The organism is Bacillus sp. ISL-4, assembly GCF_018613275.1.
GTDB classification, from domain to species: domain Bacteria; phylum Bacillota; class Bacilli; order Bacillales; family DSM-1321; genus Peribacillus; species Peribacillus simplex_E.
In genome coordinates, this window is sequence record NZ_JAGGQN010000007.1 from 106,734 (window position 1) to 132,258 (window position 25,525).

The 25,525-nt window shown below is 37.9% G+C and carries 30 protein-coding genes, 2 pseudogenes and 1 riboswitch; of the genes and pseudogenes, 11 read left to right on the top strand and 21 right to left on the bottom strand.

Annotated elements, in window-relative coordinates; genetic code table 11:
* Positions 1 to 8: 8 nt before the first annotated feature.
* The 8 genes from J7J00_RS03890 to J7J00_RS03925 form a co-directional block, all read right to left on the bottom strand.
* The gene (locus tag J7J00_RS03890; protein WP_214787608.1) at positions 9 to 668 is read right to left on the bottom strand and encodes a hypothetical protein; all 660 of its coding nucleotides are present in this window, start codon (positions 666 to 668) and stop codon (positions 9 to 11) included.
* The gene (locus tag J7J00_RS03895; RefSeq protein WP_214787610.1) at positions 659 to 1,357 is read right to left on the bottom strand and encodes a 4'-phosphopantetheinyl transferase family protein; all 699 of its coding nucleotides are present in this window, start codon (positions 1,355 to 1,357) and stop codon (positions 659 to 661) included. The genes J7J00_RS03890 and J7J00_RS03895 overlap by 10 nt, the downstream gene beginning before the upstream one ends.
* 379 nt (positions 1,358 to 1,736) lie before the next feature.
* Positions 1,737 to 2,024 carry a transposase gene (locus J7J00_RS03900; RefSeq protein ID WP_214787612.1) on the bottom strand — a complete coding sequence of 96 codons (288 nt, stop codon included), beginning with the start codon at positions 2,022 to 2,024 and terminating at the stop codon, positions 1,737 to 1,739.
* Between the two features lie 79 nt (positions 2,025 to 2,103).
* Positions 2,104 to 3,696, bottom strand: coding sequence for a hypothetical protein (locus tag J7J00_RS03905; RefSeq protein WP_214787614.1), 1,593 nt, complete (start codon positions 3,694 to 3,696; stop codon positions 2,104 to 2,106).
* Positions 3,671 to 4,387 (bottom strand): ABC transporter ATP-binding protein, encoded by a 717-nt coding sequence (locus J7J00_RS03910; protein WP_179891015.1) that lies wholly within the window; start codon positions 4,385 to 4,387, stop codon positions 3,671 to 3,673. The genes J7J00_RS03905 and J7J00_RS03910 overlap by 26 nt, the downstream gene beginning before the upstream one ends.
* A gap of 49 nt (positions 4,388 to 4,436) precedes the next feature.
* The gene (locus J7J00_RS03915) at positions 4,437 to 5,225 is read right to left on the bottom strand and encodes an ABC transporter permease (protein ID WP_098370552.1); all 789 of its coding nucleotides are present in this window, start codon (positions 5,223 to 5,225) and stop codon (positions 4,437 to 4,439) included.
* Positions 5,222 to 6,127 carry an ABC transporter ATP-binding protein gene (locus J7J00_RS03920; protein ID WP_214787616.1) on the bottom strand — a complete coding sequence of 302 codons (906 nt, stop codon included), beginning with the start codon at positions 6,125 to 6,127 and terminating at the stop codon, positions 5,222 to 5,224. Before J7J00_RS03920 ends, J7J00_RS03915 begins: the two co-directional genes overlap by 4 nt.
* Positions 6,124 to 6,363 (bottom strand): PLD nuclease N-terminal domain-containing protein, encoded by a 240-nt coding sequence (locus tag J7J00_RS03925; RefSeq protein ID WP_034305547.1) that lies wholly within the window; start codon positions 6,361 to 6,363, stop codon positions 6,124 to 6,126. The genes J7J00_RS03920 and J7J00_RS03925 overlap by 4 nt, the downstream gene beginning before the upstream one ends.
* Positions 6,364 to 6,756: 393 nt before the next feature.
* Here J7J00_RS03925 and J7J00_RS03930 point away from each other — a divergent pair, with 393 nt between their 5' ends.
* A complete protein-coding gene (locus J7J00_RS03930; protein ID WP_098370550.1) occupies positions 6,757 to 7,302 on the top strand; it encodes a helix-turn-helix domain-containing protein in 546 nt (181 codons plus the stop codon).
* 196 nt (positions 7,303 to 7,498) lie between these two features.
* Here J7J00_RS03930 and J7J00_RS03935 read toward each other — a convergent pair whose 3' ends face one another.
* A complete protein-coding gene (locus J7J00_RS03935; RefSeq protein WP_214787617.1) occupies positions 7,499 to 8,059 on the bottom strand; it encodes a thioredoxin family protein in 561 nt (186 codons plus the stop codon).
* 216 nt (positions 8,060 to 8,275) lie between these two features.
* Here J7J00_RS03935 and J7J00_RS03940 point away from each other — a divergent pair, with 216 nt between their 5' ends.
* Together J7J00_RS03940 and J7J00_RS03945 are read left to right on the top strand one after the other, a co-directional pair.
* A complete protein-coding gene (locus tag J7J00_RS03940) occupies positions 8,276 to 9,127 on the top strand; it encodes a GRP family sugar transporter (RefSeq protein ID WP_214787619.1) in 852 nt (283 codons plus the stop codon).
* An 11-nt stretch (positions 9,128 to 9,138) separates the two neighbouring features.
* Entirely contained in the window at positions 9,139 to 9,921 is a 783-nt protein-coding gene (locus J7J00_RS03945) for a glucose-1-dehydrogenase (RefSeq protein WP_214787622.1), read from the top strand.
* Between the two features lie 496 nt (positions 9,922 to 10,417).
* Here the strand turns inward: J7J00_RS03945 and J7J00_RS27860 are convergent.
* The 10 genes and pseudogenes from J7J00_RS27860 to J7J00_RS03995 all read right to left on the bottom strand — a co-directional run.
* Positions 10,418 to 10,555 (bottom strand): annotated as a pseudogene (locus J7J00_RS27860) (hypothetical protein); the annotation flags it as partial.
* Positions 10,534 to 11,043, bottom strand: coding sequence for a GNAT family N-acetyltransferase (locus tag J7J00_RS03955; RefSeq protein ID WP_214787624.1), 510 nt, complete (start codon positions 11,041 to 11,043; stop codon positions 10,534 to 10,536). The pseudogene J7J00_RS27860 and the gene J7J00_RS03955, both read right to left, overlap by 22 nt.
* 23 nt (positions 11,044 to 11,066) lie before the next feature.
* Positions 11,067 to 11,837, bottom strand: coding sequence for an amino acid ABC transporter ATP-binding protein (locus J7J00_RS03960; protein WP_214787626.1), 771 nt, complete (start codon positions 11,835 to 11,837; stop codon positions 11,067 to 11,069).
* Positions 11,834 to 12,544: an amino acid ABC transporter permease gene (locus tag J7J00_RS03965; protein ID WP_214787628.1), complete on the bottom strand. Its 711-nt coding sequence runs from the start codon at positions 12,542 to 12,544 to the stop codon at positions 11,834 to 11,836. Before J7J00_RS03965 ends, J7J00_RS03960 begins: the two co-directional genes overlap by 4 nt.
* 20 nt (positions 12,545 to 12,564) lie before the next feature.
* Positions 12,565 to 13,272: an amino acid ABC transporter permease gene (locus J7J00_RS03970; protein ID WP_214787630.1), complete on the bottom strand. Its 708-nt coding sequence runs from the start codon at positions 13,270 to 13,272 to the stop codon at positions 12,565 to 12,567.
* 32 nt (positions 13,273 to 13,304) lie between these two features.
* Positions 13,305 to 14,123 carry a transporter substrate-binding domain-containing protein gene (locus tag J7J00_RS03975; RefSeq protein ID WP_214787634.1) on the bottom strand — a complete coding sequence of 273 codons (819 nt, stop codon included), beginning with the start codon at positions 14,121 to 14,123 and terminating at the stop codon, positions 13,305 to 13,307.
* Positions 14,124 to 14,421: 298 nt separating this feature from the next.
* The gene (locus J7J00_RS03980) at positions 14,422 to 14,682 is read right to left on the bottom strand and encodes a glutaredoxin family protein (RefSeq protein WP_214787637.1); all 261 of its coding nucleotides are present in this window, start codon (positions 14,680 to 14,682) and stop codon (positions 14,422 to 14,424) included.
* Positions 14,683 to 14,719: 37 nt separating this feature from the next.
* On the bottom strand, positions 14,720 to 16,054 hold the full coding sequence (locus tag J7J00_RS03985) for an LLM class flavin-dependent oxidoreductase (protein WP_214787640.1): 1,335 nt from the start codon (positions 16,052 to 16,054) through the stop codon (positions 14,720 to 14,722).
* Positions 16,055 to 16,128: 74 nt separating this feature from the next.
* On the bottom strand, positions 16,129 to 17,151 hold the full coding sequence (locus J7J00_RS03990) for an LLM class flavin-dependent oxidoreductase (RefSeq protein WP_214787643.1): 1,023 nt from the start codon (positions 17,149 to 17,151) through the stop codon (positions 16,129 to 16,131).
* Positions 17,152 to 17,284: 133 nt separating this feature from the next.
* Positions 17,285 to 18,196 carry a LysR family transcriptional regulator gene (locus tag J7J00_RS03995; RefSeq protein WP_214787646.1) on the bottom strand — a complete coding sequence of 304 codons (912 nt, stop codon included), beginning with the start codon at positions 18,194 to 18,196 and terminating at the stop codon, positions 17,285 to 17,287.
* 404 nt (positions 18,197 to 18,600) lie between these two features.
* Here J7J00_RS03995 and J7J00_RS04000 point away from each other — a divergent pair, with 404 nt between their 5' ends.
* Complete coding sequence (locus J7J00_RS04000) at positions 18,601 to 18,813, top strand: hypothetical protein (RefSeq protein ID WP_057278656.1); 213 nt, start codon at positions 18,601 to 18,603, stop codon at positions 18,811 to 18,813.
* Between the two features lie 109 nt (positions 18,814 to 18,922).
* Here the strand turns inward: J7J00_RS04000 and J7J00_RS04005 are convergent.
* Positions 18,923 to 20,273, bottom strand: a pseudogene (locus J7J00_RS04005) (FAD-binding oxidoreductase).
* 3 nt (positions 20,274 to 20,276) lie between these two features.
* Between J7J00_RS04005 and J7J00_RS04010 the strand changes: the two are divergent.
* The 6 genes from J7J00_RS04010 (at position 20,277) to J7J00_RS04035 (ending at position 21,688) form a co-directional block, all read left to right on the top strand.
* On the top strand, positions 20,277 to 20,654 hold the full coding sequence (locus J7J00_RS04010) for a hypothetical protein (protein WP_214787649.1): 378 nt from the start codon (positions 20,277 to 20,279) through the stop codon (positions 20,652 to 20,654).
* Positions 20,655 to 20,730: 76 nt separating this feature from the next.
* Positions 20,731 to 20,898 carry a hypothetical protein gene (locus tag J7J00_RS04015; protein ID WP_214787652.1) on the top strand — a complete coding sequence of 56 codons (168 nt, stop codon included), beginning with the start codon at positions 20,731 to 20,733 and terminating at the stop codon, positions 20,896 to 20,898.
* A gap of 95 nt (positions 20,899 to 20,993) precedes the next feature.
* Complete coding sequence (locus J7J00_RS04020; RefSeq protein WP_214787655.1) at positions 20,994 to 21,140, top strand: hypothetical protein; 147 nt, start codon at positions 20,994 to 20,996, stop codon at positions 21,138 to 21,140.
* Positions 21,137 to 21,304 (top strand): hypothetical protein, encoded by a 168-nt coding sequence (locus J7J00_RS04025; RefSeq protein WP_214787658.1) that lies wholly within the window; start codon positions 21,137 to 21,139, stop codon positions 21,302 to 21,304. Before J7J00_RS04020 ends, J7J00_RS04025 begins: the two co-directional genes overlap by 4 nt.
* Positions 21,261 to 21,488 (top strand): hypothetical protein, encoded by a 228-nt coding sequence (locus tag J7J00_RS04030; RefSeq protein WP_214787661.1) that lies wholly within the window; start codon positions 21,261 to 21,263, stop codon positions 21,486 to 21,488. Before J7J00_RS04025 ends, J7J00_RS04030 begins: the two co-directional genes overlap by 44 nt.
* Entirely contained in the window at positions 21,485 to 21,688 is a 204-nt protein-coding gene (locus J7J00_RS04035) for a hypothetical protein (RefSeq protein WP_214787664.1), read from the top strand. Before J7J00_RS04030 ends, J7J00_RS04035 begins: the two co-directional genes overlap by 4 nt.
* Before the next feature lie 57 nt (positions 21,689 to 21,745).
* On the opposite strand, the gene J7J00_RS04040 is transcribed toward J7J00_RS04035, so the two are convergent.
* The gene (locus tag J7J00_RS04040; RefSeq protein ID WP_214787667.1) at positions 21,746 to 23,131 is read right to left on the bottom strand and encodes an amino acid permease; all 1,386 of its coding nucleotides are present in this window, start codon (positions 23,129 to 23,131) and stop codon (positions 21,746 to 21,748) included.
* Positions 23,132 to 23,635: 504 nt separating this feature from the next.
* Positions 23,636 to 23,714: riboswitch (glycine riboswitch) on the top strand.
* Between the two features lie 207 nt (positions 23,715 to 23,921).
* Here J7J00_RS04040 and J7J00_RS04045 point away from each other — a divergent pair.
* Positions 23,922 to 25,265, top strand: coding sequence for an amino acid permease (locus J7J00_RS04045; protein WP_214787670.1), 1,344 nt, complete (start codon positions 23,922 to 23,924; stop codon positions 25,263 to 25,265).
* Positions 25,266 to 25,525 lie beyond the last annotated feature (260 nt).

Sequence of the window (25,525 nt, forward strand, 5' to 3'; positions counted from 1 at the left end):
TTCCCCCATTATTTTAAATATGTGCCTGATGCAACTGTCAACATATGAAAAACTAAAGAAATTAAAGCTATTACAATCGTTATGATTATTGCATTTCTTCTCTTGACGAGCGCCAACTTTTCCAAACTAAAACTGAATAGGATTAAACTGACAATGTAAAACAATTCAAACTCGGCCATGAGGGTGTGAAGGATGGAATTTTTATCATGCACGAGTAAGGATAAGCTAGTAAATGTGGTTTCCTTGCTTTTAACCAATAATGCGATTATTGCATTAACTCCAGATCCAATTACGATGCATATCCCAGCATTTATGGCAGCTCGGCAAATTCCTTTAATATTTACCGGTCTTTCTTTTAAAACTAAAAATATTAGGCACACAATTAATATTTGAATGATGAAAGTGACCAATAATCCTAGAGCCCCCATTACAATTGTGCTAATGGCAAAATTCATGGCTCCGATCTCTGAAATGGACATGCCATTTAATACATTCATCCCTTTTTGATCCGCAGAATATAACAAAAGCGTCGTTTCGATACCTGCGATTAAACTGAGTATCAATAACGAAAATATTAACTTATGAACTCTATCCTCTTTTTTAAAAAGATATTGTACTAATTTATTATTGTTTTTAAATTCAGCATTTGCTTCCATTTTTAATTCCATTGGTATTCCCCCTCAATTACTTTCGTAGAACTTATTGGAAAGGTAACGCTTCTTATTTCATCATTCACGAGTACAACCGTTGATTTGTACTGGGGAAAATTCCTATAGAAAAGTGAGATGTTTTCATGATCCATTTCAACTTTGGAAATCTCATAGATTTCAAGTGGAGAGGTCAATCCTGTTTTTAGTATTTTTGATAGACTTTCTTTTGCACTAAAGAAAATTTCTTTACTTAAAAGACCTTCACTATCCTTAATCATTTTTTTCTCGTATTCCGTTAAATAGGTCTCTAAAAACGCAGAATCAGTTTTCGTTTTAGTTTCAATATCGATTCCCATTGGATGCAGTTGATCAAAAATCAATATTCCGAATGTTTTATCCGTATGAGTGATGGATATACCAATGTTCATGTTCATTAATAAGAACAGGTTATTAACAATAATCGGCTGTCCAAAGACTCCTTTCAACAGTGATACATTCTTTATTTCATCCAAACCTATATCTAAAAACTCCATAATTGCTTTTTTTCCAAAGTACAAACTTTTCTTTGCTTCGATGGTTCTTTTGCCATTTTGCAAATTAAGATAATTCCATTCCTTTTCGTTGAAAACATCATCAATATAGTCCAAATTGACTGAATCCGCTTCATAAAACTTGATGTAAGATTTATAAGTTTTTTCCTTATTCATAAAATATTCAATCAATTATAATTTCCCTCCCCTCTTTTTTTAAAAAAACCCGCATCTTTTCTCCATTTTTTTCCTCAAAAATTTCTTTTTTTAAACAATTATTTCATTTTCTAGGTTAATTATTACCTATTATCATTATCGATAACACTTTATCACAACAATTTTGCCGAGTCCATTAAAAATTTGTAAATTATCTACATTACATAATAACTTTACCAATTTTCATTATTTTTCCTTCTTAGTAGTATTTTCATAGGGATTTTAGTATGAAACACTTTAAAAAATGTGCATGAAATGATAAATTTTCTAATTAAAAAAGCCATATTTTATTTTTCACTATAATTTGTGAAAAATAAAATATGGCTTTAATACTGTTCGATCATTTTGGTTGTTTCGTAAAAATGTGCATTGCCTTTTTTAATATCTCATTCTCTTCCTGTAAATCTTTAATTATTTTATCTTTTTCCTCTTTCAGACTGAGACCTGATAAACCAATACTAAAGTCCGCCTGTCCCTCTTCATTTGTTTCTTTATAGATATTGACCCAATTTCTTAATGTAGGTGTCGAGATATTAAGTTCTTCGGCCAATTCCCTAGGTTTTCTGCCTTCTTCCAATACTAATCGAGCAGCATAAATTTTAAAATCTCTATCATGGTGCTTCCCCATAATAAGACACTCCTTTTTTAAATTTATTTAGTGCCGATTTTCTGTACTTCCTTTATATACTTTTCTAATATAATGACTTTCATAAATTATATTTCAACCTATTAATCAAAACGGAATTGATCGCTATTACGATCATTAATATTATGAGAGCTCCCATCAGGGGTTGGACACTGAACCAAACCAAGCCAAAATGAATGGCTGTAACCATGATTAATAATGGCAATCCATAAAGCAGGCTTATTAATACATTGGGGTTTGATTTAATGGCAGCAGATGGGTTCTCCCATTCTATACTTGGATTTTTCATATCATATAATGGTGTTAGAAGATTATAGCAAACCACTAAACAAGAAGTAATTAATAACATGACTGCATTTTCCATTTCCCAATAGCCAAAAAGTGCAAATATCATAAAGCTGATCAATACGGCTATAATTCCTATTATTGATGAAAATATCACTTTAGAAAAATAAACATATTTTTCATCAAAAGGGGCACTTTTCAGTAAATAATGATATTCCCCTTCTCTTGAATATGGGGTTCCGCTTATATTATTAATACAGCACAAGAAAAGGATCGAATATGAAAAATATTTATCAAAGACTCCCTCTTTCGTTATATTCAAATAATTCGGGAACACTTCATTCTGAATCAGCAATAACATGACAAGTGAAAAGACCGGCGGCAATAAAAGACCTAAAGCGATTTGCATCTTAAAATATGTTTCAGACTTAATGACCCATATCTCTCTTTGTAAATAGTTACTCCATTGATTTTTTGATATATTAACCTTTGAGTTTTTCAAATTCGCTTTGTTATTTCCCAATAACCCGTTTTTGAAATAATTAACGGAAATGTTTTCTATAATAAATGAATACAATAGGAAACCAATTACTAGTATCGAAATATAAATAATAATAAATTGAACTGTTATTTCATTTGATACAAAAGCATCCAGTATCCACTTAATCACTGGAATCATATTTGCGGTTTCAAACATATGTCTCATTATGAATTCCAACGAGTTTTTAAGCCCTTCAATAGAATTCAAATCTATTTCCGAGATGACCTTTAATATGGCAATCGATGATTTTCCAGCAAAATATACAATGGAAATAATCGCAAGCATGAGGATGACAGCAATGTTCACCATTAAGTATGCTACTTTATTTTTGAATCTATAATAATATCTATTAATGCACGATAAGATAAAAAGCAGGAGCAAAGCCGTTAAACCATTGACAATCGGTAAAAATATGAACAATTTAAACGCTTCCATAAACTTTAGATCGACTATCAAGAAGACTATTGTTGGCACCTGGATTACCATTGATAAAATGATAGGAACCCATAAGCTACTTAACAACTTAGCCCTTGATATTTCTTTATAGGTGAGTGGCAGAGGTGCCAACACTTTAAATTCATAATAAGCAAATATTTGTGATGTGGACAAATAGCAAACCAATGCAAAGACGAGAATGCTAGAAATCGTTACATTATAAAACAGGAAGACATCGGTATCTCCAAGAAAATAAACAAAGGCGTTTACGACAGTCAGCTGCATAAACATATAAAAAACGGCTATTATCAGTACAGCCTGCAACATTGTCTGCTTGGGCATTTTATAGAAGGAAGAAATGAAAAATCTAGTTAACTGAAGTTTTCCCTTCATATACCTGAGCCTCCATAAAGGTAGATTCTAATGAACTTTCACCTATTATATTTTGTATTTCATCATGCAGGATGATTTTCCCCTCTTTTAAAATAGCCACTGTATTACAAATTTTCTCTGCCACATCCAGCAGATGCGTCGAGAAAAACACTGTACCGCCCGTTTCAACATATTGTTTGATTAACCCCTTAAAAACTAAAACGGCGTTTGGATCTAATCCATTTAACGGTTCATCCATAATGATAATCGGGGGATTAATGGTAAAAGCCGCTATCAGGGATACCTTATGCATCATTCCATAAGAATAACTTCCCATTGGCTTTTTAATGGACTCCTGCATCCCAAACCGATTGATATATTTCCCCAAACGTTCTTTGTCATCATTTCCATATAGGTTCATCAAGAAACGAATCCAATCAAATCCCGAAACATTGTTAAAAACATTGATAGTATCAGGGATGAAGAAAAATTGTTTTTTATATTCTATGCCGTCTTCTTTGGTCAGGCCATTTATTTCAACCTTTCCATTTTCAGAATCTAAAATGCCCGTAATAATATTCAGCGTCGTGGTTTTTCCTGCACCATTTGCCCCTATAAAACCTAAGATTTCCCCTTTTTTGATTTCTAGATTTACACCATTCAAAATCTTCTTGGCCGAGTAGCTTTTCTCTAAATCTGTGATGCTTAACAAAGTTATCATCCTCCCATCACTTCATGATTAACACATTTCCATCCCCAACTTACTCGTTATTGAATTTCTTTTTTGAAATCCATATATTCGTTACCAATATCGTTACTGCCGTTAACGCAAGTGCCGCTATTGCACCCCAAATCGCCTGTGAATTGACTGTGCCTAAAATCAGTACTTCCATGGCATGTTTACTCATGCTTGCCGGATTCACATTGTCTATAACCGGACTTAACCCAACTATGATTCTACAGCCGAGGAGAAATACTATCGAAATTAATGCAATAATACCCTGACTATTAAAAATGGTACTGATCATCGTCGTGAATGAAACGATAAATAGGATCCACAGCAGATAGAACAGCAAAGCCACTACTAAATCCCCAAAATCAACACTCGTAAACAAAAAAACTACATACAGATATGAAACCAAATATCCTAATGCTACACTGCAGGCAACAAACAGATAATTGGAAATGATTTTCCCGCTTATATAAGATCCAACCGTCACTGGCCTTGTTAGAATGAAAGCCAGCATTCCATTTGCTTTATCGGATTGTACGACTCCCATCATGGAAACGATGATGATCATGACCCCTAGCTGATCGAATTGAGACCCTAAGGTACTAGCAAGTACTTCGCCGCCTTTTTGGGCAGCCATGCTTGGATCAATGGTGATTCCTTGGCCCCCGCCCAGTGCCTCTAATATTGAAGGTAAATAATAGCTTACGACTGGTTGAGTTATTCCTAAAAATATAAATACAAGCGGCAGCCAAATCACTTTATACTCACGTAACATCTGAACAAATTCCTTTTTAGCTAAAACGGCAAAATTATTCATTTTTCCACCACCAATTTTAAGAATATCTCTTCCAATGTATCGTTATCTATTTCGAACCTTACAAGATCAACATTATGCTCCAAAGCATTCGCCAGTAACATATTCTTATTTGACTCAATATTATCCACTTCTATTTTCAATTTATTTCCCATTACCTCTACACCTTTGACAAAGTTCAAGCTTTTAACGTTTTCAATCCATTTTTGACTTTTAGAGGTTATATCGACATTGATCTTATTTCTGCTATTCCTGTTTAATAATTCCGACATCGTTGTGTCCTCAATTTTTTTACCACTTTTTATTATGACAAACCTCTCACATATTTCTTCTGCATCGCTTAATATATGCGTCGATAATAAAATTGTCGTATCTTTCTTTATTTCTTTTATGATGTTTAGCACTTCTCTCCGGCCGATTGGATCCAATGCAGAAACCGGTTCATCCATGACAATCAATGCTGGTTTATGTAACAGCGCCTGTGCAATTCCAAGCCTTTGTTTCATTCCGCCTGAAAAAGTCCGCACCTTGGAATTCTCTTCCCCGCTCAACCCCACTTTCGACAATATCTCTGGAATGCCGCTTAATAATTCTTCTCTCTTGATACCTGAGAGCTGGCCCATGAAAGTGAGGGTTTCTTTGGCAGTCATCCATTGAAAGAAGTTTGGGTATTGTGGTAAATAGCCTATCTCCTTTTTCATTTTTGAAATTTTCTTACCATCAAGCAATACTTCTCCCATACTTGGATCTATAATATCTGAAATCACTTTTATTAGTGTCGATTTACCAGCCCCATTTGGCCCTATCAATCCAACACATTCCCCTGATTGCAGTTCCATTGAAAAATTACTGACCGCTGTTTTTTCTTTAAATTTTTTTGTAACATTTTTAATCTCTAATTTCATATTCTTTCACTGTCCTTTCTACCAATAACGAAATACAGAATTGGACCGATAGTATTTGCAAAAATAATGATGAGTGTCCACAATAAAACATTTTTCCTCGTCTTTCGATTTCTGTATAAATCAATTAATGCTATAAGCACTAAAATCATTCCAATAGCAATTACCGGTAAAATAATCGGCAGAATAGACATGAAATCAATATCTTTCAATTCGTTCCATCCATAATGCAATTCCATATATACCACTCCTTTGAAAACGAAATATTATTATCATTATCGATAATGATAACATGAAAAATGGAATTTTGCACCTATTTTTTTCTTTAATAAAATATTGTTTTAGTTTTTATTGTTATTTATAATGATAATATTATCACAATGAATAATAATAAAAATATAGTGTTATTTATTAAATTTTATTTCATGAAGACATTATTTTTTTACACTTATTTGAAAAGGCTTATTATTTACTTCGAAAAAGTATTTCTGTAATATTATTTTTCAAACCGTGTCATTTTTATTTAAATGAAAATGATTCAAACATTACAATATATGATGAATTAAACTTATTATTCACGGTCAACATTAAAATTTATTGAAAATTATCCAGTCCAATGTGAGGAGAATAAGATGATTAATAAAGCTGAAATTTTAATGCATCCTGTAAGAATAAAGATTACCCAAGCTTTAATGAGAAACAGGGAAAATGGCTTAACACCATTGGAAATGTTAAAAATCATTAAAGATGTACCCCAAGCAACATTATATAGACATATACAGGTTCTGTTGGATTCAGGGGTCATTCGCATTGTAAAAGAGAAAAAAGTGAGATCCGTTTCCGAAAAATACTATGTTTTAAATGAAGAAGAAGCGCGACTTAGCGGGGAAGAATGGAAAAAATCTTCTAATGAGAAAAAGGTGAATTATTTTTCTTATTATCAATTATCCCTTATGACTCAATATCAAAACTATCTTAATAAATTAGAAGAAAGAGACTGCGCGGAGGATGGTTCAACCTTTTCCCTTTTAGAACTAAAGCTTGATGATGAAAGCTTTATTAACTTCCAAAATGAATTGAACGATTTAATGTTAAAATACTACAAAGCTACGAATCAAAGTGCTAAACAAGACTCTCCTATTCGAACAATCGGCGTTACAATTATTCCAGAATCATAAAAAATGAAAAGGCTGTTCCAAAAACATCTGACTCAAGAAAGGTGAATACTATAGAAAAAGCTGTTAGGAATCGTATCTATATATTCAACCAATCAGGTTGCAGTCTCCGTTTTGAAACAGCCATTCATTATGGAAGAAACTCTAAAATGGGCTTACCACCCTTTTTTGGACAGGTCAAAAAGTGCCATACCCGCTGTCAGCAGCTCCCCAATGCTTCCTTGATGCTGCTGTATACTTCGTCCCACAGGTGCTTTTCTTCAGCAAAAGCCGCAGTTATCTTTTTAATAACTGCTTTTTGCTCTGCCTCGAAACGTTCATCATCCTTGGCCGGCAGGTCAGACCTTAACTCCATTACGTACTCTTGTACCTTTGGTGCACGAGGTCCCCAAACAGCTTTTTCTTCACCATTCTTATCAATGAATATAAAAATGGGAATCGAACGCGCTGTTCCATTCGTTAAGTATTGATCCATCAGTTCAAGATTTTGATCCCGTAAAACCATGCGAGTTTCAATATTTGCCGCTTCAGATATATTCAGCAATATAGGAATATTCATCATCGCGTCTCCGCACCAGTCTTCAGTAATGACAATGGCTCGAAGTTCCTTCGTCTTTAACTCATCAAAGAACCCTTGGTCCTCTGCAGAAATGGAAAAACCCTCCTGAATCGATTGTAAGTTTTCTTTATGAACTTTCATCGAAGCTACAAATTCTTTTGCAGGAATCCCCTTTTCAAACCATTCATTCAGTGTCGTCATACTATTTCTCCTAACTATTTTTTAAATTAAAAGTACCATAAACCACTTATTATTTCATTGTTTCCACCCTGAAAAATAAAATGACAAATTGGTAAATTAAAACCATGTTTTTCTTTCCCGTGTAAAGGGAAAACTCTAAATACATTCAATAGCTTGGTAACTATCTATTTAATATTCATTAAAACATTGTTTTTTAGTTTAGGAGATGAAATTTTTGTGGAAGGTTTTCTCTTTGCGCTACTCCCTGCATTGACATGGGGCAGCTTAGTGCTTGTTTCCGAAAAACTCGGAGGCAACTCTTATAATCAAACACTTGGCATCACAATCGGTTCATTACTGTTCGCCATCATGATGTCTTTCATCAATCCGCCGGAATGGAGCAGTCTAGTGTGGATTGTCGGCATCATTTCCGGGATAGGCTGGGCATTCGGGCAGTTATTTCAATTCAATAGCGTCAAGGAAATCGGGGTATCGAAGACCGTCCCCATCTCAACAGGATTGCAAATTCTAGGAAATACATTTTTTGCGGTTATCATTTTCAGCGAATGGAATGACAGGATTACAATCATCATCGGCATTGTTGCAATAATCTGTTTGATTACAGGTGTCTTGCTGACGAGCTACGGCGATGGTGATAACAAAAAAGCAGGTAGCATGAAAAAAGGGGTTTTTTACCTTGCCATTTCAACGGTGGGTTATGTTACATATGTCATTGTTGTCAGATGGAATGAAGTTGACGGATGGTCGGCGATCCTGCCGCAAGCAATCGGCATGTTCCTGGCTGCCCTGCTCCTTTCCATTAAACATAAACCGTTTAATAAGTATGCTAGGCGGAATATTCTAACCGGATTGATGTGGGCGGTCGGTAATATCGGTCTCCTGCTCGCCAATCCAAAAGTGGGCGTTGCTATCGCATTCTCATTTTCCCAAATGGGAATCGTCATTTCTACTTTAGGCGGCATCTTTCTTTTAGGAGAGAAAAAATCCAAAAAGCAAATGGCCTTCGTCATCATCGGGTGTGTACTCGTAATTGCTGGCGGAGTCATGATCGGCTTCACAAAAGAATAGTCAAAGGAGCGATGAATGATGTAGAGAAAAAAGTGGTAGTCATTACTGGGGCGGCAAAAGGGTTAGGAAAAGCCATGGCCGAAAGGTTCGGTAAAGAAAAAGCACATGTCGTATTAAATTATCACACTGAAAATGGCGACCATGAGGAAATCATCAAAACGATTGAAGCAGCAGGCGGGAAAGCAGCAGCCATTCAAGGCGACGTTTCAAAGGAAGCTGATGTGAAGAAATTGCTTTCATTCGCTGCGGACACCTTTGGTACGATCGACATCATGATCAACAATGCTGGTATTGAAAATGAAGTGCCCAGCGAAAAATTGACGCTGGATGATTGGCAGAAAGTCATCGATGTAAATCTAACAGGGATGTTCCTGGCAAGCAGGGAAGCAATCAGTTACATGCTCGATCATGGTATCAAGGGCAATATCATTAACATGTCATCCGTTCATGATCGGATACCTTGGCCTCATTTTGTCCACTATGCAGCAAGTAAGGGCGGAGTGAAGATGATGACTGAAACTCTTGCACTTGAATATGCTCCCAAAGGGATTCGCATTAATAATATTTCACCTGGCGCAATCGACACACCCATCAATGCCGAAAAATTCAATGACCCAAAAGCTAAACAGGAAGTCATCGACCTGATACCGATGGGATACATCGGAAAACCGGAACAAATTGCCGCTTGTGCCGCTTGGCTGGCGTCCGCAGAATCTAGCTACGTAACGGGATTGACCTTATATGCTGATGGCGGAATGACCAAATATCCAGGATTCCAAGCAGGAAAAGGCTGAACTTAACTTGTTTAGTAGCTGTTGATATTTCCCTTCTATAAACAAGAGACATTTATGTATATGGATAGGAGAACAGAATTTGAGGGACTGGTCTCTCTTCTTTTGGCCCCTTCCTATATATATATTTATGTCTTTAGTTTATGGATCTAAGAAAAAAAGAAATATATCCATATTTTTATATTGATTTGTAATTTCTTCATTAACAAAACGACTTTTTGGATTCTTATTTTGCATAACACCGCAAGGCATTCACGAAGCCTACTCAACATCTGAATAGTTAGTTTGTGCCAAAAACTCTCTGATGATTATGGCTTGTGAGCGTGGATTTATCATGCCTTTGCATGAAATTAAGTTGCACCGATATCTTTGGAATTACGACAACAAAGGTACTAGGCACGAAATCGTGTCTGGCACCTAAGTCAAATATTCACTACTTACCATGGTTGGATAATATATCCATGGCACTTTCAAATAAAAAATGAGCGGCTTTAAACGTTTGTATGGATTTTGTCGTTTCAAATTCTTCATTTGATAACTCAGGATATTGATGTAAATGGCGCCGTATCGATATTAAGCGCTTTTCCAGCTCTCGACTCATACAGTCGCCTCCTTCTATAAATCTAAGCGATAGCATTTTACTAAAATATCATGATTTTGAAATTCCTTCGTTCGATCCCGTTTAAAGCCAAACCATTCATATAGTTTAATGGCCTTATGCATCTTATCAGTAGAATGTAGATACAAACTGGACGCACCTTGCGATTTTGCATAATTTACACTAGCTTTTAATAATTCCTGAGCGATACCGCGTCCCCTTGATTCGGGATGAACGGCCAACAACCGAATGATTGGTGAAAAAATCCCAAGTTCCGGCTTTTCATATGCTTTTTCAGATGACTGAAAAAGCTGTAATGTGCCAAGGATATCCTGATTGCACTTTGCTACCATCACCTTATCAACATGTGGATTATCCACCGAGGATTCAATATTTTTTAAATATCCTTCCCAAGCTTCCGGGTTCGAATATTCATGTTCATATTGTTGATAACTTTCTACCAATAAGCGGCGCACCGTCTCTTTATCTTCTTCAATCAATTCATCGACTACGATTGTATTAATCATACATCCTCCTTTTGCCCCTTCCTTTAATTGGCCCTTTCTTCTAAAAACGATACGGAAAAATCTCTTGATATCCGGTTTAAAAATTGTCGTGTTCGCTCTTCCTTTGGAGCATTGAAAATCTCCAATGGTGAACCTTCTTCAACAATCACCCCGCCATCCATGAAAAGAACACGATCCGAGACCTCTTTAGCAAAACTCATTTCATGGGTTACAATCACCATCGTGATGCCTTCCTGGGCAATTGCTTTTATGACAGAAAGCACCTCCCCAACCAACTCAGGGTCGAGTGCCGACGTTGGCTCGTCAAATAGAATGACCTCCGGATTTAAAGCAAGTGCCCTAGCAATTCCAACACGTTGCTGTTGACCTCCTGACAATTGCGAAGGGAAATAGTTATGCTTATCTCCCAAACCTACTTTTTCCAATAACAGCTCGCTTTCCCGTTTCGCTTCAGCTTTCTTATATTTTTTTGTAACAATCAACCCTTCCATTACATTCTCCAAAACAGTTTTATGAGCAAATAAATTATAATGCTGAAAAACCATTGCCGATTGTCTCCTAAGGGATAAGACTTCCCTTTTGGTCGCCTTCTTAGACTTCACCTGGATATCTCCGACTTGAACAATTCCCTCATCTGGTTTCTCGAGAAAGTTCAAGCACCTAAGCAGGGTCGTTTTCCCTGATCCACTCGGTCCAAGTATGGTAACTACTTCTCCCTTTCCTATTTTCAAATTAATCCCTTTTAAAACAGGCTGCTGGTTAAATGATTTTTGTATATCTTTTAAATAAATCATTGCACTCCTCCTCGATTATAGGCAGTGGCCTTTTTCTCAATTAAAAACGAAAGCCCCTCTGCAATGATTGTGAGGCCCCAATAAATTAAACCAGCAGCGATAAAAGACTCCAAAAATTTCAAATTGGAGGATGCAACTATATTGGCTGCTCCTGTCATTTCTTTTTGCGATACAATGAAAGCAATGGATGACGTATGCAAGAATCCAATGAAAATATTCGTGAAATTCGGGATGGACTGAGCAATGGCCTGTGGCAAAACAATTCGCGTCATGGCTTGAAACGAATTCATCCCCACGGAATAGGCTGCCTCCATTTGGCCATTGGAGACACTGATAATTCCCGATCTGAATATTTCCGATAAATAGGCACCCGCACTCAACGATAAGGCAGTTAAGACAAATAAAATGATCGGAATGGAATTAGATTGAATACCCAAATCAAACTTTTTAGAAATTTGATCGATTAATAATGGAAAACCGAAATAAATGAGCATGATGTGCATGATAATCGGTGTTCCTCTAAAGAAGGAAACATAGCCATTTGCAATTCTACTTAGAAATTTCACTTTATATATCCTAATCAAGGCAACAGCGAGACCGATAATAAAACCTGCAAGAAGAGGAAGAATGGTTAAGATAAGTGTGATCGGAAGTGCCCTAATAATCTCCTTAAAAGCAGTCCAAATGAATAATATATCAATCGTCAAGTCCTTCCCTCCTCCCTTTGTTATCCAGTAACAGACACATCAACAGATTGATGCCGATTAATGCGGTTTTCATAAAGTCTGAATATTTTCTCCAACAATAGCACGACTGCATAATAGATAACGGCTAATGAGAGATAGACTTCGAGTGCATGTGCAGTTGCGGCAATCAATGTCTCTCCCCTACCCATCATATCCATTACGCCGATGGTAAAGGCAAGTGAGGTATCCTTCAAGGATCCTATAATAGAGTTTGCGATATTCGGAAAAGCAATCCTTATTGCCTGAGGAAGCACAATTCGAAAAAAGCTTTGACTATTATTCATGCCAACAGAATAGGCTGCTTCCGTTTGCCCATAATCGACAGCCTTAATCGCTCCTCGGAATATTTCTGCGAAATGCGCCCCATTACTTAATGCATACGTAATAATGACAAAATACAGAGCATCCATTCTTGAAATATCAATATTAATGAATAAAAGGATTGCAGGCAGTCCATAAAAAACTAGAAATAATTGTATTAAAATAGGCGTTCCCCGAATGAATGAAATATACAAAATGACTAATTGCTTCAAAACAGGGATACGAAATGATCTCAGGATGGCTGCCGCTATCCCGATGACCATTCCTAATAAAACGGATGCTGCCAGAATTTGCAATGTTACTCCAAGATAATATATTAACGTCGGAATGAAATCGACGATTAATGAAGGATCAAATGCTTTCCCCATGCTTTAGCACCTCCGCGCTTAATACTATCTAATTAAAATCCCACTGAATAGTCGCCACCCAGCCACTTTTTACTTAGTTCGCTAACTACCCCTTCTTTTTTCAGTTCCACAAGTGCTTCATCCATTCTCTTCTGTAAAGGCGTTTCGTCTTTTCTTAGCAAAAAGTATACTTTTGAATTAAGAAGCGGCTCACCGACAACCTTTTGCTGTGCATCTGCTTGTTTATTTAAGAAGTCGACTGCAAATGGTGTAGTAATGGTAGCATCCGCCCGACCAGTTTTGATTTGATTCTTCGTATCATCTGCGCCTTGGCCAGAATAGACAATTTTAATACCGGCATTATTTTCTTTATTATACTTTTCAAGAAAAACAGCAGAATTGCTCGTTGCACTCACTATTGCTTTTTTCCCTTTTAGATCTTTAATGGAATGGATATCATTATTGTCCTGATGTACTGTAACTTGAAGCGGAAAGACATTATAGGGTTCTTTATTAAATAGAAATTTTTCTTCCCGTTCATCATTCACTTCCATTTGATGAGCAACAAAATCTATTTTGTTCGTTTCTAAACTTAATAATAGATTAGAAAATTCCATCGTTTTAAATTCAAATTCATATTCAGGCAGCTTTTCGTCGATTTGACGAACCAACTCGACATCATACCCTGTCAACTTACCATTATTATCCAAAAAGCAAATATCAGGGAATTGCGTCCCTGTTCCAACAATGATTTTCTGAACTTTTTTGTCTTTTGAATCCCCAGATTTTGCTGTACTCGTTGTTTCTTTCGAAGAGCAAGCTCCTAAAAATGTTAGTAGCAGTGCCATAACAATTAGTAATGTTTTTTTCATCTCAATTCCCCCGTACATTTTAATTACTAACATCTGGTTCTTTATTTTCAATAATGCGATACAGCGTTTCATCTAGAATTTTACGAAGGTACACAATTTTTTCTCCATCGTGGTCCCGTTCAGCAAAAATCTCATAACCTCTTCTTTCATAAACGGAAACAAGCCAAGGATGACGATCAGCTGTCGTACGTTTCTATAACATATAATTTACACAAGAATAGTCGGATTTATTTCTGCAATCTTTCCTTAATTCAATCAGTCATACTTATAGACTTAGATTTTAACGCGTGATTTTTTGTTATTGTACACGTTTAAGTACTTTTTCAAGATGATGAATTCCAACCTCTGTAACGCTCTCATATACGCTACCTCGCCCAATTTCAATAATGGGCACATACCGAACACCATATTTGATTTCTAAAATATCTCGCCGTTCATCATGATTGGTAACATCCACTGTTTGATAAGCGATCTCCTTTTCTTTTAAGTATTGTTTAACCTCTTCGCAATAGTGACATCCTTGTTTTGACCAAACGACGACAGATAACGCTTCTCCCATTTCTTATTCCTCCTTCATATTTTAAATGATTCTTCAATCATTGATTAATGCTTTCTTTCGCATAACGATTTTCCGGGAATGGAAGCCCCAAGTTGCCTCTTAAGGTTTCTGCTTCATATTCAGTACGGTATATTCCCCATTTTTGAAGGATAGGGATCACATAGTCTACAAAGTCACTTAAAGCATTTGGAACACTTGAAGAAAAGATGAATCCGTCCGCCCCTTTCTCTTCAAACCATTGCTGAATCAGATGCGCTACTTTCTCAGGAGTTCCAATGAAGGAAGTCCGGGGTGTTGTCTCCTTAAGTGCTACTTGACGGAGCGTTAACTGTTTCTCCTTCGCTTCCTGTTTAATTCGGTCAGTCGTACTTCGGAAACTGTTTTTTCCGATGTCTCCGAGATTTGGGAAAGGGGCATCCAGTTCATATTGGGAAAAATCATGATGATCGAAGTAACGTCCCAAATAGTCCAGCGCCTTATCTATAGAAACTAGGTTAGCGAGTTCTTGATATTTGTGCTCCGCCTCTTCCTCAGTTGCACCAATGATTGGCGCGATACCTGGCAGAATAACAATTTCATCAGGATTTCTCCCGAATGCAATAGCCCTATTTTTTACATCTTGATAAAAAATCTTTGCATCTTCCAATGTTGGTTGACCTGTAAAGATTGCATCCGCTTCTTTAGCCGCAAAATTTTTGCCAGCTTCTGATGAACCAGCTTGAAAAACGACAGGTCTCCCCTGTTTAGATCTGGCAATGTTGAGTGGTCCTTGCACGGAGAAAAATTCTCCTTTATGCTTTAATTGATGCATTTTAGAAGGATCAAAAAACTCACCGGACTCTTTATCCCGAGTAAACGCGTCATCCTCCCATGAATCCCAAAGTCCTTTGGTGACTTGTATATATTCTGATGCTATCCGATAGCGTTTGGCATGATCAGGGTGTTCTTCAATCGTTCTGTTATAGTTCAAGGCCGTACTCTCAAGAGGGGTAGTAACAAGGTTCCATCCGCCACGGCCTTGACTAATGTGATCAAGTGAAGCAAATTGCCGAGCTACAGTAAATGGCTCACTGTATGAGGTGGAAACTGTTCCGACAAGCCCTATTTTTGATGTGAAAGCAGCGAGTGCGGATAAAATGGTAAGTGGTTCAAATCGATTTAAGAAATGCGGTATTGACTTCTCATTGATAAACAATCCGTCAGCAATGAAAAGTAAATCGAACTTTCCCTCTTCAGCCTTCTGTGCCTGCTCCTTATAAAATTCAAGACTAACACTGGCGTCTACTTGAATGTCTGGATGTCTCCAACCAGATATACTCCCTCCAACTCCATGAATAAGCGCTCCAAATTTCAACTTTCTCTGCTCAGACATTAATACTCCTCCTTTAATTAATCGGTTTTCAGCTTTGCTGACATCCGCCATCTTCCCTAATTGCTGAAGCCTTTTTAATTTTGGCTCGTAACGTGTTTCTCTTCAGATAAGACTAATTGAAGTGGACTCAACAATCGAAAAGATCTGAACCTTTCTGCTTCCTTTAAAATCGGCGAATGTAGGATAAACTCATCTACTCCGTACTTTTCATGTAAATTTGCTAAGACTTCTTTTACATAAGAAGGAGTTCCAGCAATAATATTGGAATCTTGTTCTTCTATTTCGTAAGGCTCCCCAGACTGCTTCCCGAATAACTCTGCTTGCGCTAGTGTTTGGACCGTGACTGAACGACCGCTTTTGAGATAAACTTTCACAATCTTCTGGTCACCTGTTAACTGTTCTGCTTCTTGTTGTGAAGGAGCAGCAATCACTGAAACCGATACCTTAAAGCTCCCAGTTGGATAGATACTTTGGTAAATGCGTGAAGCATCTTCGAGTACAGTCTCATTGCTATTGATAAATCGAGCAAATACATAAGCTATACCAAGATCGGCTGCTAGCCTGGCACTGTCAGCACTTGCACCAAGCAGAAACATCTTTGGCTTTTTGGAAGGGAGTGGTGTCGCTTGAATGCCTGTAAGCGGGTGAGTTTCATTCACTGAATTTTCGATTATTTCTCGCAGGAAAGATAACCGCTCTTCGAAATCTTTTCCATCATTCACAGTTCCAAACTGTAGCGCCTTCGTTGATAAGGGGAGGCCACCTGGTGCCTTTCCGATGCCAAGGTCTACCCTGCCTGGCGAAAGATTCGATAATACGTGAAAGTTTTCCGCCACCTTATATGGACTATAATGCTGAAGCATAACACCTCCGGACCCTACCCGAATCGATTTTGTCTGGGCTAATAAATAAGAAACCAATACTTCCGGGGAGGACCCCGCCAACTGTTCAGCATGATGATGTTCCGATACCCAGAAACGGGTATAACCCCACTCTTCTGCATGCCTAGCCAGATTAATGGTTTGCTGTAGTGCATCAAATGCTGAAGCTCCTGGAAATATCGGGCTCTGGTCTAAAATGCCAAGCTTATAACTCATATTCTCTCCTCCGCTTTAATTCAAAGTTTTCTTATGCGAATAATTATATTTTGACATATCCTATCACCTAAAACATGCTAATGGCAATGGTTTTACTAATAGAAAAAAATATTGTATTGATAGAAAATATCTATCAATTCGATTGTATCTGTAATTGCTGATGGTTTTTCTCAAATTTCCGAATCGATAAAAGAATGTCTTTCCATAATAAAGGGGATTCCATCCCGTGATTTAAATGCGTCAGATAGATGTGCTGCTTTATCTTGATTAAATGTGACACATCCACTTCAATCAAATTTCCCTGTTCTAACTCTTTTTTAATACATAAGTACGGTAAAAATCCAATACAGCTTCTGCTAAGAATTAGCGACTTCGCCACTTCCAGGTGATCAACCTGAAATTCAATGCGCGGCTCTACATTGGATACTTCAAAAATTTTATGCACGTGGTTCCAGTCAAGCGCACCACACTCAAAAAATACCAACGGCTCCATTGCTAATTCCTGTACTGTTAGCCCAGTTCGAAGTTGAAATGGATGTCCTGGATACACGACTAAACGAATCGAATTATCAAGGGTTTTGTAATTTTGCAGACCACTATGTGTAACATCCTTCATAAAGGCTATATCAACCTGTTTCTGAAGCAATTTTTCCATTAATGCCTCATTTGTTGCTGAAATAAATTTAAAGCGTAAATTTGGGTTTTCCTTTTTCCATAGAGGAAGAGCAAATGGAATAAAGTATTGCGATGTAATGATATTAGCCCCTATCGTTATTTCCTCCAGTTCGCTTCCTGTTTTCAACTGCTTTTTCCCCTGGTGAAAGGTACGAATAATTTGATCCGCAAATGGAATGAAGGCTTTCCCTTTTTCGGTTAAAATAATCCCTCTTCCTTGCCTCTCAAATAGTACTGAATCGAGTTCACTCTCAAGCGTCTTAATTCTTGCCGAAACCGTTGGCTGTGATAAAAACATTGCCTCTGCGGCTTTATGAAAACTATTAAGGTGAACAACATACATAAAAGCTTCAATATGATCAATATTCATCTTGCCAACTCCTTTTTCCAAAATAAACGCAAAAAGCTCCTGTTCGCTTATCGCGTCCAGGAGCTTTCGGTTGTCCAATCAGCTCATCCTCTTATAATAATTCTTTCTCCGATTTTAATCTGATAAAACCAATAAGTAAAGTATAATTTAATTAACGGAACAACCAAAAATTACGATATATTTTTTGCGTTTCCATACATTATGATATTCAAGAAACGTAATAGTAATTATGCAGATGAAAATTTCAGGATTCTAAGTAAATAAAACGATTACTTTTTTTGCCGTTTCAAAACTTTTCCAAGCTGTCCATCCTGTCAACGTTATATTTTTTTCTCCTTATAAAATAGAAAAGAACGGTCATCCTAATGGAGTAATTCCAATAATGACATAAGGAGAGAAACTACATGCCTCAGCAACAAATTGATATCAATCAATTAAATCAAGCAAAAGCAAACGTTACCCTTACACAAACCTTACTTTCACAAGCAATTGAAAAATCTTCCTCTGATCCAACTTTGGCACAAGAAGCCATTAAACAAGCTGCTCAAGAAATCGCCCAAGCCCAATCTTCCGTAAATCAGGTTTACAATACAGTACAAGCTCAGCAAGCGGAATGATTTTGAGTATTATCTCGATTAATTGATTCAAAACAAGAAGAAAGAGGCCTATATCCAAATTTAGGAATAGGCCTTTATATAACGAATGTTTTTGGTGAATCCAAGCTTTTTAACCCCACTTATTTAATGGCGGTATGCTTTGAGGGAACTTAAACGCATTGTATGGATCATACCTCGTTTCACTTCCCTAAGCCGTTTGAAATTTTCTCCATAATACGCAGTTGGCCAATCTTTGATTAGAGTATCCGGCCAATTCACATAGTCACCGGTAGTAAATGGCGCCAAGGCATGCTTCAGGTCCTTGATCCAACGAATGTTTAGCCGCTCTTCTTCTGGATTGGTCCATGTTGCCTGATACTCCTGGGCGATGATGGCATCGCGATAATAAAAAGCTGTCTCCTTTGGATCTTTAAGGCCCGCCACTCCTCCTAAGGATTGGTGCCAAATGGCTGCATCTTCATTTGGAGCATTTCCCAAAAAATGTTTCATAGTCATGATTGCTTGCTGCGGTAAAGCTTTTTCAATGAAAGATCCTGACCTCTTTCGATGCGCCGGTTGATTTCCAGCTGGATAATCAAAGAATCTTCCGGCTTCAATGTATGGGACTTCCTTTATCATGACATTTATTGGTGAACCAGTTTTTGTCAAAGGCTTTAATAGCTGCTTCAATCTATGTGACGTTCCAACAAATTCACCTTTAGCAAAAATTTCGTTTGCTTCCTTTGCCTTGAATTCTATTTCTGAAGTTAAGCATTCATCAGCTTGAGGGGCCCAATCCTGCCAGGCTTCAAACACCGCTTCGAAATCTTCCCACTCCCATGTGACGGAGAAAACGGATACCCTTGATACGGGGGTTACCCTGAAAGTAAAAGAGAACTGACTATGCCAAAGTTTCCCCCTCCGCCCCCGCAGCATGCCCAAAATAAATCACTATTGATTTTCCTATTTGCTTTAATGAGTTTGGCGCCCCTCTTTCCACACGCCCTTACCATTTCTATTTCAAGTAGATTGTCACAAGTAAGTCCAAAGCGCCTTGTTAACATACCTATTCCACCGCCGAGCGTAAGACCTACAACACCAACACTGCTTTCGGTCCCTGCTGGAATCGTCGTTCCATAGTTCCATAACGTATTATATACTCGCCCTAAATCAGCTCCGGCTTCAATTTTTGCGATCATTTTTTCACGATTGACCTTGATATTGTACATTTCACTAATATCAATGACCAGACCGCCATTCACTAATGAAAAATTTTCATAACTATGCCTGCCGCTCCTAACCCGGAAAGGTACATGATTTTCCCGGGCCCACTTCAATGAATTCAACACATCATCGGAATTTTGACAAAACACAATGACCTTTGGGAATTTAGAAAAACTTAAGTTATTATTTATCCTGGCACGCTCATACTCAGCATCATTAGGTGTAACGATACGCCCGGTAAGCTTTGTTCTTTCCAAAAGATGACCCCTTCCTCGGGTAAATATGTTACATCCTATGAAAAAACCTGGCAGGAAGATACATTCCTCTTGCTGGCCCTCCCTTGTAATGGGGTCAATTTAGCTTTACTCGTGAATTCAACGGTTTTACTCGTGAATTTTACGCATTTACTCGTGAATTCAACGGCTTTACTCGTGAATTTCGCTGTTTTACTCGTGAATTCCAGCTTTACTCGTGAATTCAACTACTTTACTCGTGAATTTCATGGTTTTACTCGTGAATTCAACAGCTTTACTCTTGAATTTCGCTGTTTACTCGTGAATTCCAGCTTTACTCGTGAATTCAACGGCTTTACTCGTGAATTCTACGGTTTTACTCGTGAATTCCAGTTTTACTCGTGAATTTCACGCATTTACTCGTGAATTCCAGCTTTACTCGTGAATTCAACGGCTTTACTCGTGAATTCCAGCTTTACTCGTGAATTCAACAGCTTTACTCGTGAATTTAACGGTTTTACTCGTGAATTCCACGCATTTACTCGTGAATTCCAGCTTTACTCGTGAATTCTACGGTTTTACTCGTGAATTTCACCCATTTACTCGTGAATTCTACGGTTTTACTCGTGAATTCCAGCTTTACTCGTGAATTCCACTCATTTACTCGTGAATTCCAGCTTTACTCGTGAATTCCAGCTTTACTCGTGAATTCAACGGCTTTACTCGTGAATTCCAGCTTTACTCGTGAATTCAACAGCTTTACTCGTGAATTTCGCTGTTTTACTCGTGAATTCCAGTTTTACTCGTGAATTTCACGGTTTTACTCGTGAATTCAACAGCTTTACTCGTGAATTTCGCTGTTTTACTCGTGAATTCCAGCTTTACTCGTGAATTCAACTACTTTACTCGTGAATGTCACGGCTTTACTCGTGAATTCCACGCATTTACTCGTGAATTCCAGCTTTACTCGTGAATTCAACGGCTTTACTCGTGAATTTCACGGCTTTACTCGTGAATTCCACGCATTTACTCGTGAATTCCAGCTTTACTCGTGAATTCAACGGCTTTACTCGTGAATTTCGCTGTTTACTCGTGAATTTCACGGTTTTACTCGTGAATTCCAGTTTTACTCGTGAATTTCACGGTTTTACTCGTGAATTCAACAGCTTTACTCGTGAATTTCGCTGTTTTACTCGTGAATTCCACGCATTTACTCGTGAATTCCAGCTTTACTCGTGAATTCATCGGTTTTACTCGTGAATTTTACGCATTTACTCGTGAATTCAACGGCTTTACTCGTGAATTTCGCTGTTTTACTCGTGAATTCCAGCTTTACTCGTGAATTCAACTACTTTACTCGTGAATGTCACGGCTTTACTCGTGAATTCAACAGCTTTACTCGTGAATTTCGCTGTTTTACTCCTGAATTCCACAATTGATCTAAAAAAACAAAAAAAGCCCTTCTCGAATTAAGAGAAGGGCTTTTTGTTACCTTATCAGGAAATCTCATCATCGGATTTAACATCCAATGGTGTTCGTTTATCCATTTTCAGCATGTAATAACTTGCTGCGACCAAGGCTAGGAAAACGATCCCGACAACCAAGGAAATCCTTGTGCTAGGATTGATCCACATACCGACCAGCACCATCAGTAAAAAGGCAATTGTCGCATAGTTACTGAAAGGGGCCAACGGCATTTTGAACGGATGTTTCTCCATTTCGGCAGCATTCACCTTTCTGAATTTAAGCTCACTGATAAGTATGACAAACCATGGAATCATCCCAGGCAATACACTCGCACTGTACACATAAAGGAATAATTGCGGCGGTGCAAGGTAATTCAGGATAACCCCGATGCCCAATCCTAAAAGTACAGCGATCGTGCAATATGCCGGCACTCCATTTTTTGATACTTTAGCAAAGGCTTTCGGAGCTTGGCCATTCAATGCCAGTGTGTAAAGCATACGTCCTGCACTGAAAATCCCACTGTTGCATCCAGACATTGCTGCAGTGATTACGACAAAATTAATGATGCCTGCCGCTGCAGTGATACCTATTTTGGCAAAGGTTGAAACAAATGGACTGCCTAAGTCATCCAGTTGATCCCAAGGGAAGACGGTCACGATGACGAATATGGCACCAATGTAGAAAATTAAAATGCGCCATATGATTGATTGGATCGCTTTTGTTATGGTCTTGGTTGGATTTTTCGCTTCTCCTGCTGTGATTCCGATAAGCTCAACGCCTTGATAGGAAGCCACGACTAGGGAAAGCGCGAAGAAGAATCCTGTCCAGCCTCCCGTAAAGAAGCCGCCATTTGCCCAAAGATTCGATAATCCAATAGCATCCCCGCCATTCCCTATTCCAAAGAAGATAAGGCCAAGGCCGGCAATGATCATCAATATAATCGTTATGATTTTTATAAGCGCAAACCAAAATTCAAATTCCCCGAAGGATTTAACCGAAATAAGGTTTGCCGCCCCCAAGATGATCATGGCGACCACACCTGGTATCCAAGCAGGTAATTCCGGGAACCAATATTGCATATACAACCCAACTGCGATGATTTCGGACATTCCGACGATTACCCATTGAAACCAATTGCTCCAAGCAGTCATATAACCTGCCAAGGGATGTATATAGCTGCTTGCAAAGGTTGCAAAAGAACCTGTAGTCGGTTCTAAATATAGCATCTCACCCATGGAACGCATGATGAAAAATATAAAAATACCTGCGATTGCATAAGCAAGCATAACAGAGGGCCCGGTCCATTTGATCGTGCTCGCAGAACCCATGAATAAACCGACCCCGATGGTTCCGCCTAAAGCTATCATTTGAATATGTCTTGATTCCAGCCCTCTCTTTAATTCCTTGTTCGACATGATTAACTCCCCCAGATGCAATATCGGTAATGCTTTTCCATCCTTGCCACGAACGACTCTCTTTTAATTAGGAATGCTTTATCGTAATCAATATTACATAACACTTCAATTATGTTTTCTTATCTTATAATAGTAAATATTCTGTAAAAATACAATTGTATTTTTGAAATAAACAGTTACCAATAATATCTTGTCGATTTTTCTAATTTAAAAATATCATTTTAAAAAAATGATGTTCAGTATTTTATAATAGTGATCGTTCAAAAAGAGCAGAAAACTATCACTTCTGCTTAAACCTTAAGTTAAATACGCCACTATTAAACTGCAGATAATGCCTGTTTCATTTCAAAAAAATTTGTTGACCTACCGAAAAATAGATGATAGAATTCCAATATTATTTTATAAGCATAATGAATGATCCAACAGTGGAAGATTAACACTGACAGACATTTCTTCACAACCGCATACAAGCAAGCGATGAATGCTATGGATGACACTATAGCAGGAGCAGCTTCTGGAGAGACTGTACAAGATGCAGCGCCGAAGGATTCACAATCTCAGGCAAAAGGACAGAAGAGTAACGAATGATAGAATTGTTATTCTGAACCCTTTAAGAGATTGGTATTATCCAATCTCTTTTTTTATTGTCCATTTTGTGATTGGACTTAAAACTACACTCTTGAAAACCAATGGAATAGGCAAGCAGGGCAAAAAATCACGTCCCTCTCTCCAAGACCATGCAGGTTGAAATCATTCACTAACAAGACTATAAAAAACGGGGGCGTAAGAATTGGCTAAACAGGAATTAAAAAGAGATTTAAAGAATCGACATGTACAACTGATTGCAATAGGAGGAACCATTGGCACCGGTTTATTTTTAGGATCCGGAAAAGCCATACAATTGGCTGGACCTTCCATTATATTTTCCTATCTGATAGTAGGGATTGCTTTGTTTTTTGTGATGAGGGCGCTGGGCGAATTGCTATTATCCAATGCAGGTTATGCATCATTCACTGAATTTGCAACCGAATATGTCGGTCCATGGGCTGGATTCGTGACAGGTTGGACATATTGGTTCTGTTGGATCATGACCGCAATGGCCGATATCATAGCTGTCGGTGTCTATATACAATATTGGTTCGATATCCCCCAATGGATTCCGGCTCTAATATGTCTAGTCATTCTGTTAGGGTTGAACCTATTGACCGTTAAGTTATTTGGCGAATTGGAATTCTGGTTTGCCATCATTAAAGTAATCACGATCATTGCCTTGATCATCGTAGGAATCATTCTTTTGATCATCGGCTTCAACACCAATACCGGAACGGTTTCCGTAACGAACCTATGGAATCATGGGGGCATGTTCCCCAATGGCATTTCCGGATTCCTATTATCATTACAGTTGGTCGTCTTCTCATTTGTCGGTGTCGAATTGGTCGGGGTTTCCGCAGCGGAAACGGCGAACCCGAGAAAGAACATTCCCTCTGCCATCAATAAAATCCCTGTCCGGATTTTACTTTTCTATGTTGGTGCCCTATTCGTCATTCTCTGTGTCAACCCATGGACACAACTTGATGCCTCAAGCAGCCCATTTGTAGAGGTCTTTGCGTTAATCGGCATTCCTGTCGCTGCAGGAATCATCAACTTCGTCGTGTTGACATCCGCTGCTTCTGCATGTAACAGCGGTTTATTTTCAACAAGCCGAATACTCTATACGTTAAGCAGGAATGGCGAAGCCCCTGCTAAACTGGAAAAATTAAATAAACAGGCTGTTCCAAGCAATGCCTTATTTACATCCACAATCGTTGTATCAATAGGGGCATTATTAAGCAAGCTGATACCGGAACAGGCATTTACCGTCGTGACGACCATCAGTGCCATCTGTTTCATTTGGGTATGGAGCATTATCTTGATCTCCCATATCAAATATTCGAAAACAAGGCCTGATCTAAGAGCCGAATCGACTTTCAAGGCTCCTTTTACACCCTTTGTCAATTACGCCATTCTAGGATTATTCCTATTCATCCTTATTGTTATGCTATTTGCTGAAGCTACACGACTATCACTGCTCTTGACCCCAATCTGGTTCATACTCTTGGTGATACTATATAACTATCGGAAAAAAAATAGCTAAAGGAAATAAAGCCTTGAATTCGATTCGAATTCAAGGCTTTATCCATCTAAGAAACATATCAAGATTAGGCAGTTGGCGCGTTTTTGCTAAAATATATCACCCAACTCCATTAAATTTTATATCAAAATAGTGTAAGCTATTATATATCATCGGACCTTTTTAAAAGAAGGTAAATCCGTCTTGCATGAATTTTCCTTCCCGGTTTGGTTCACTCAGCCATCAGTGGCATTGAAAAATAAACCCCATTGATGGACGTTTCA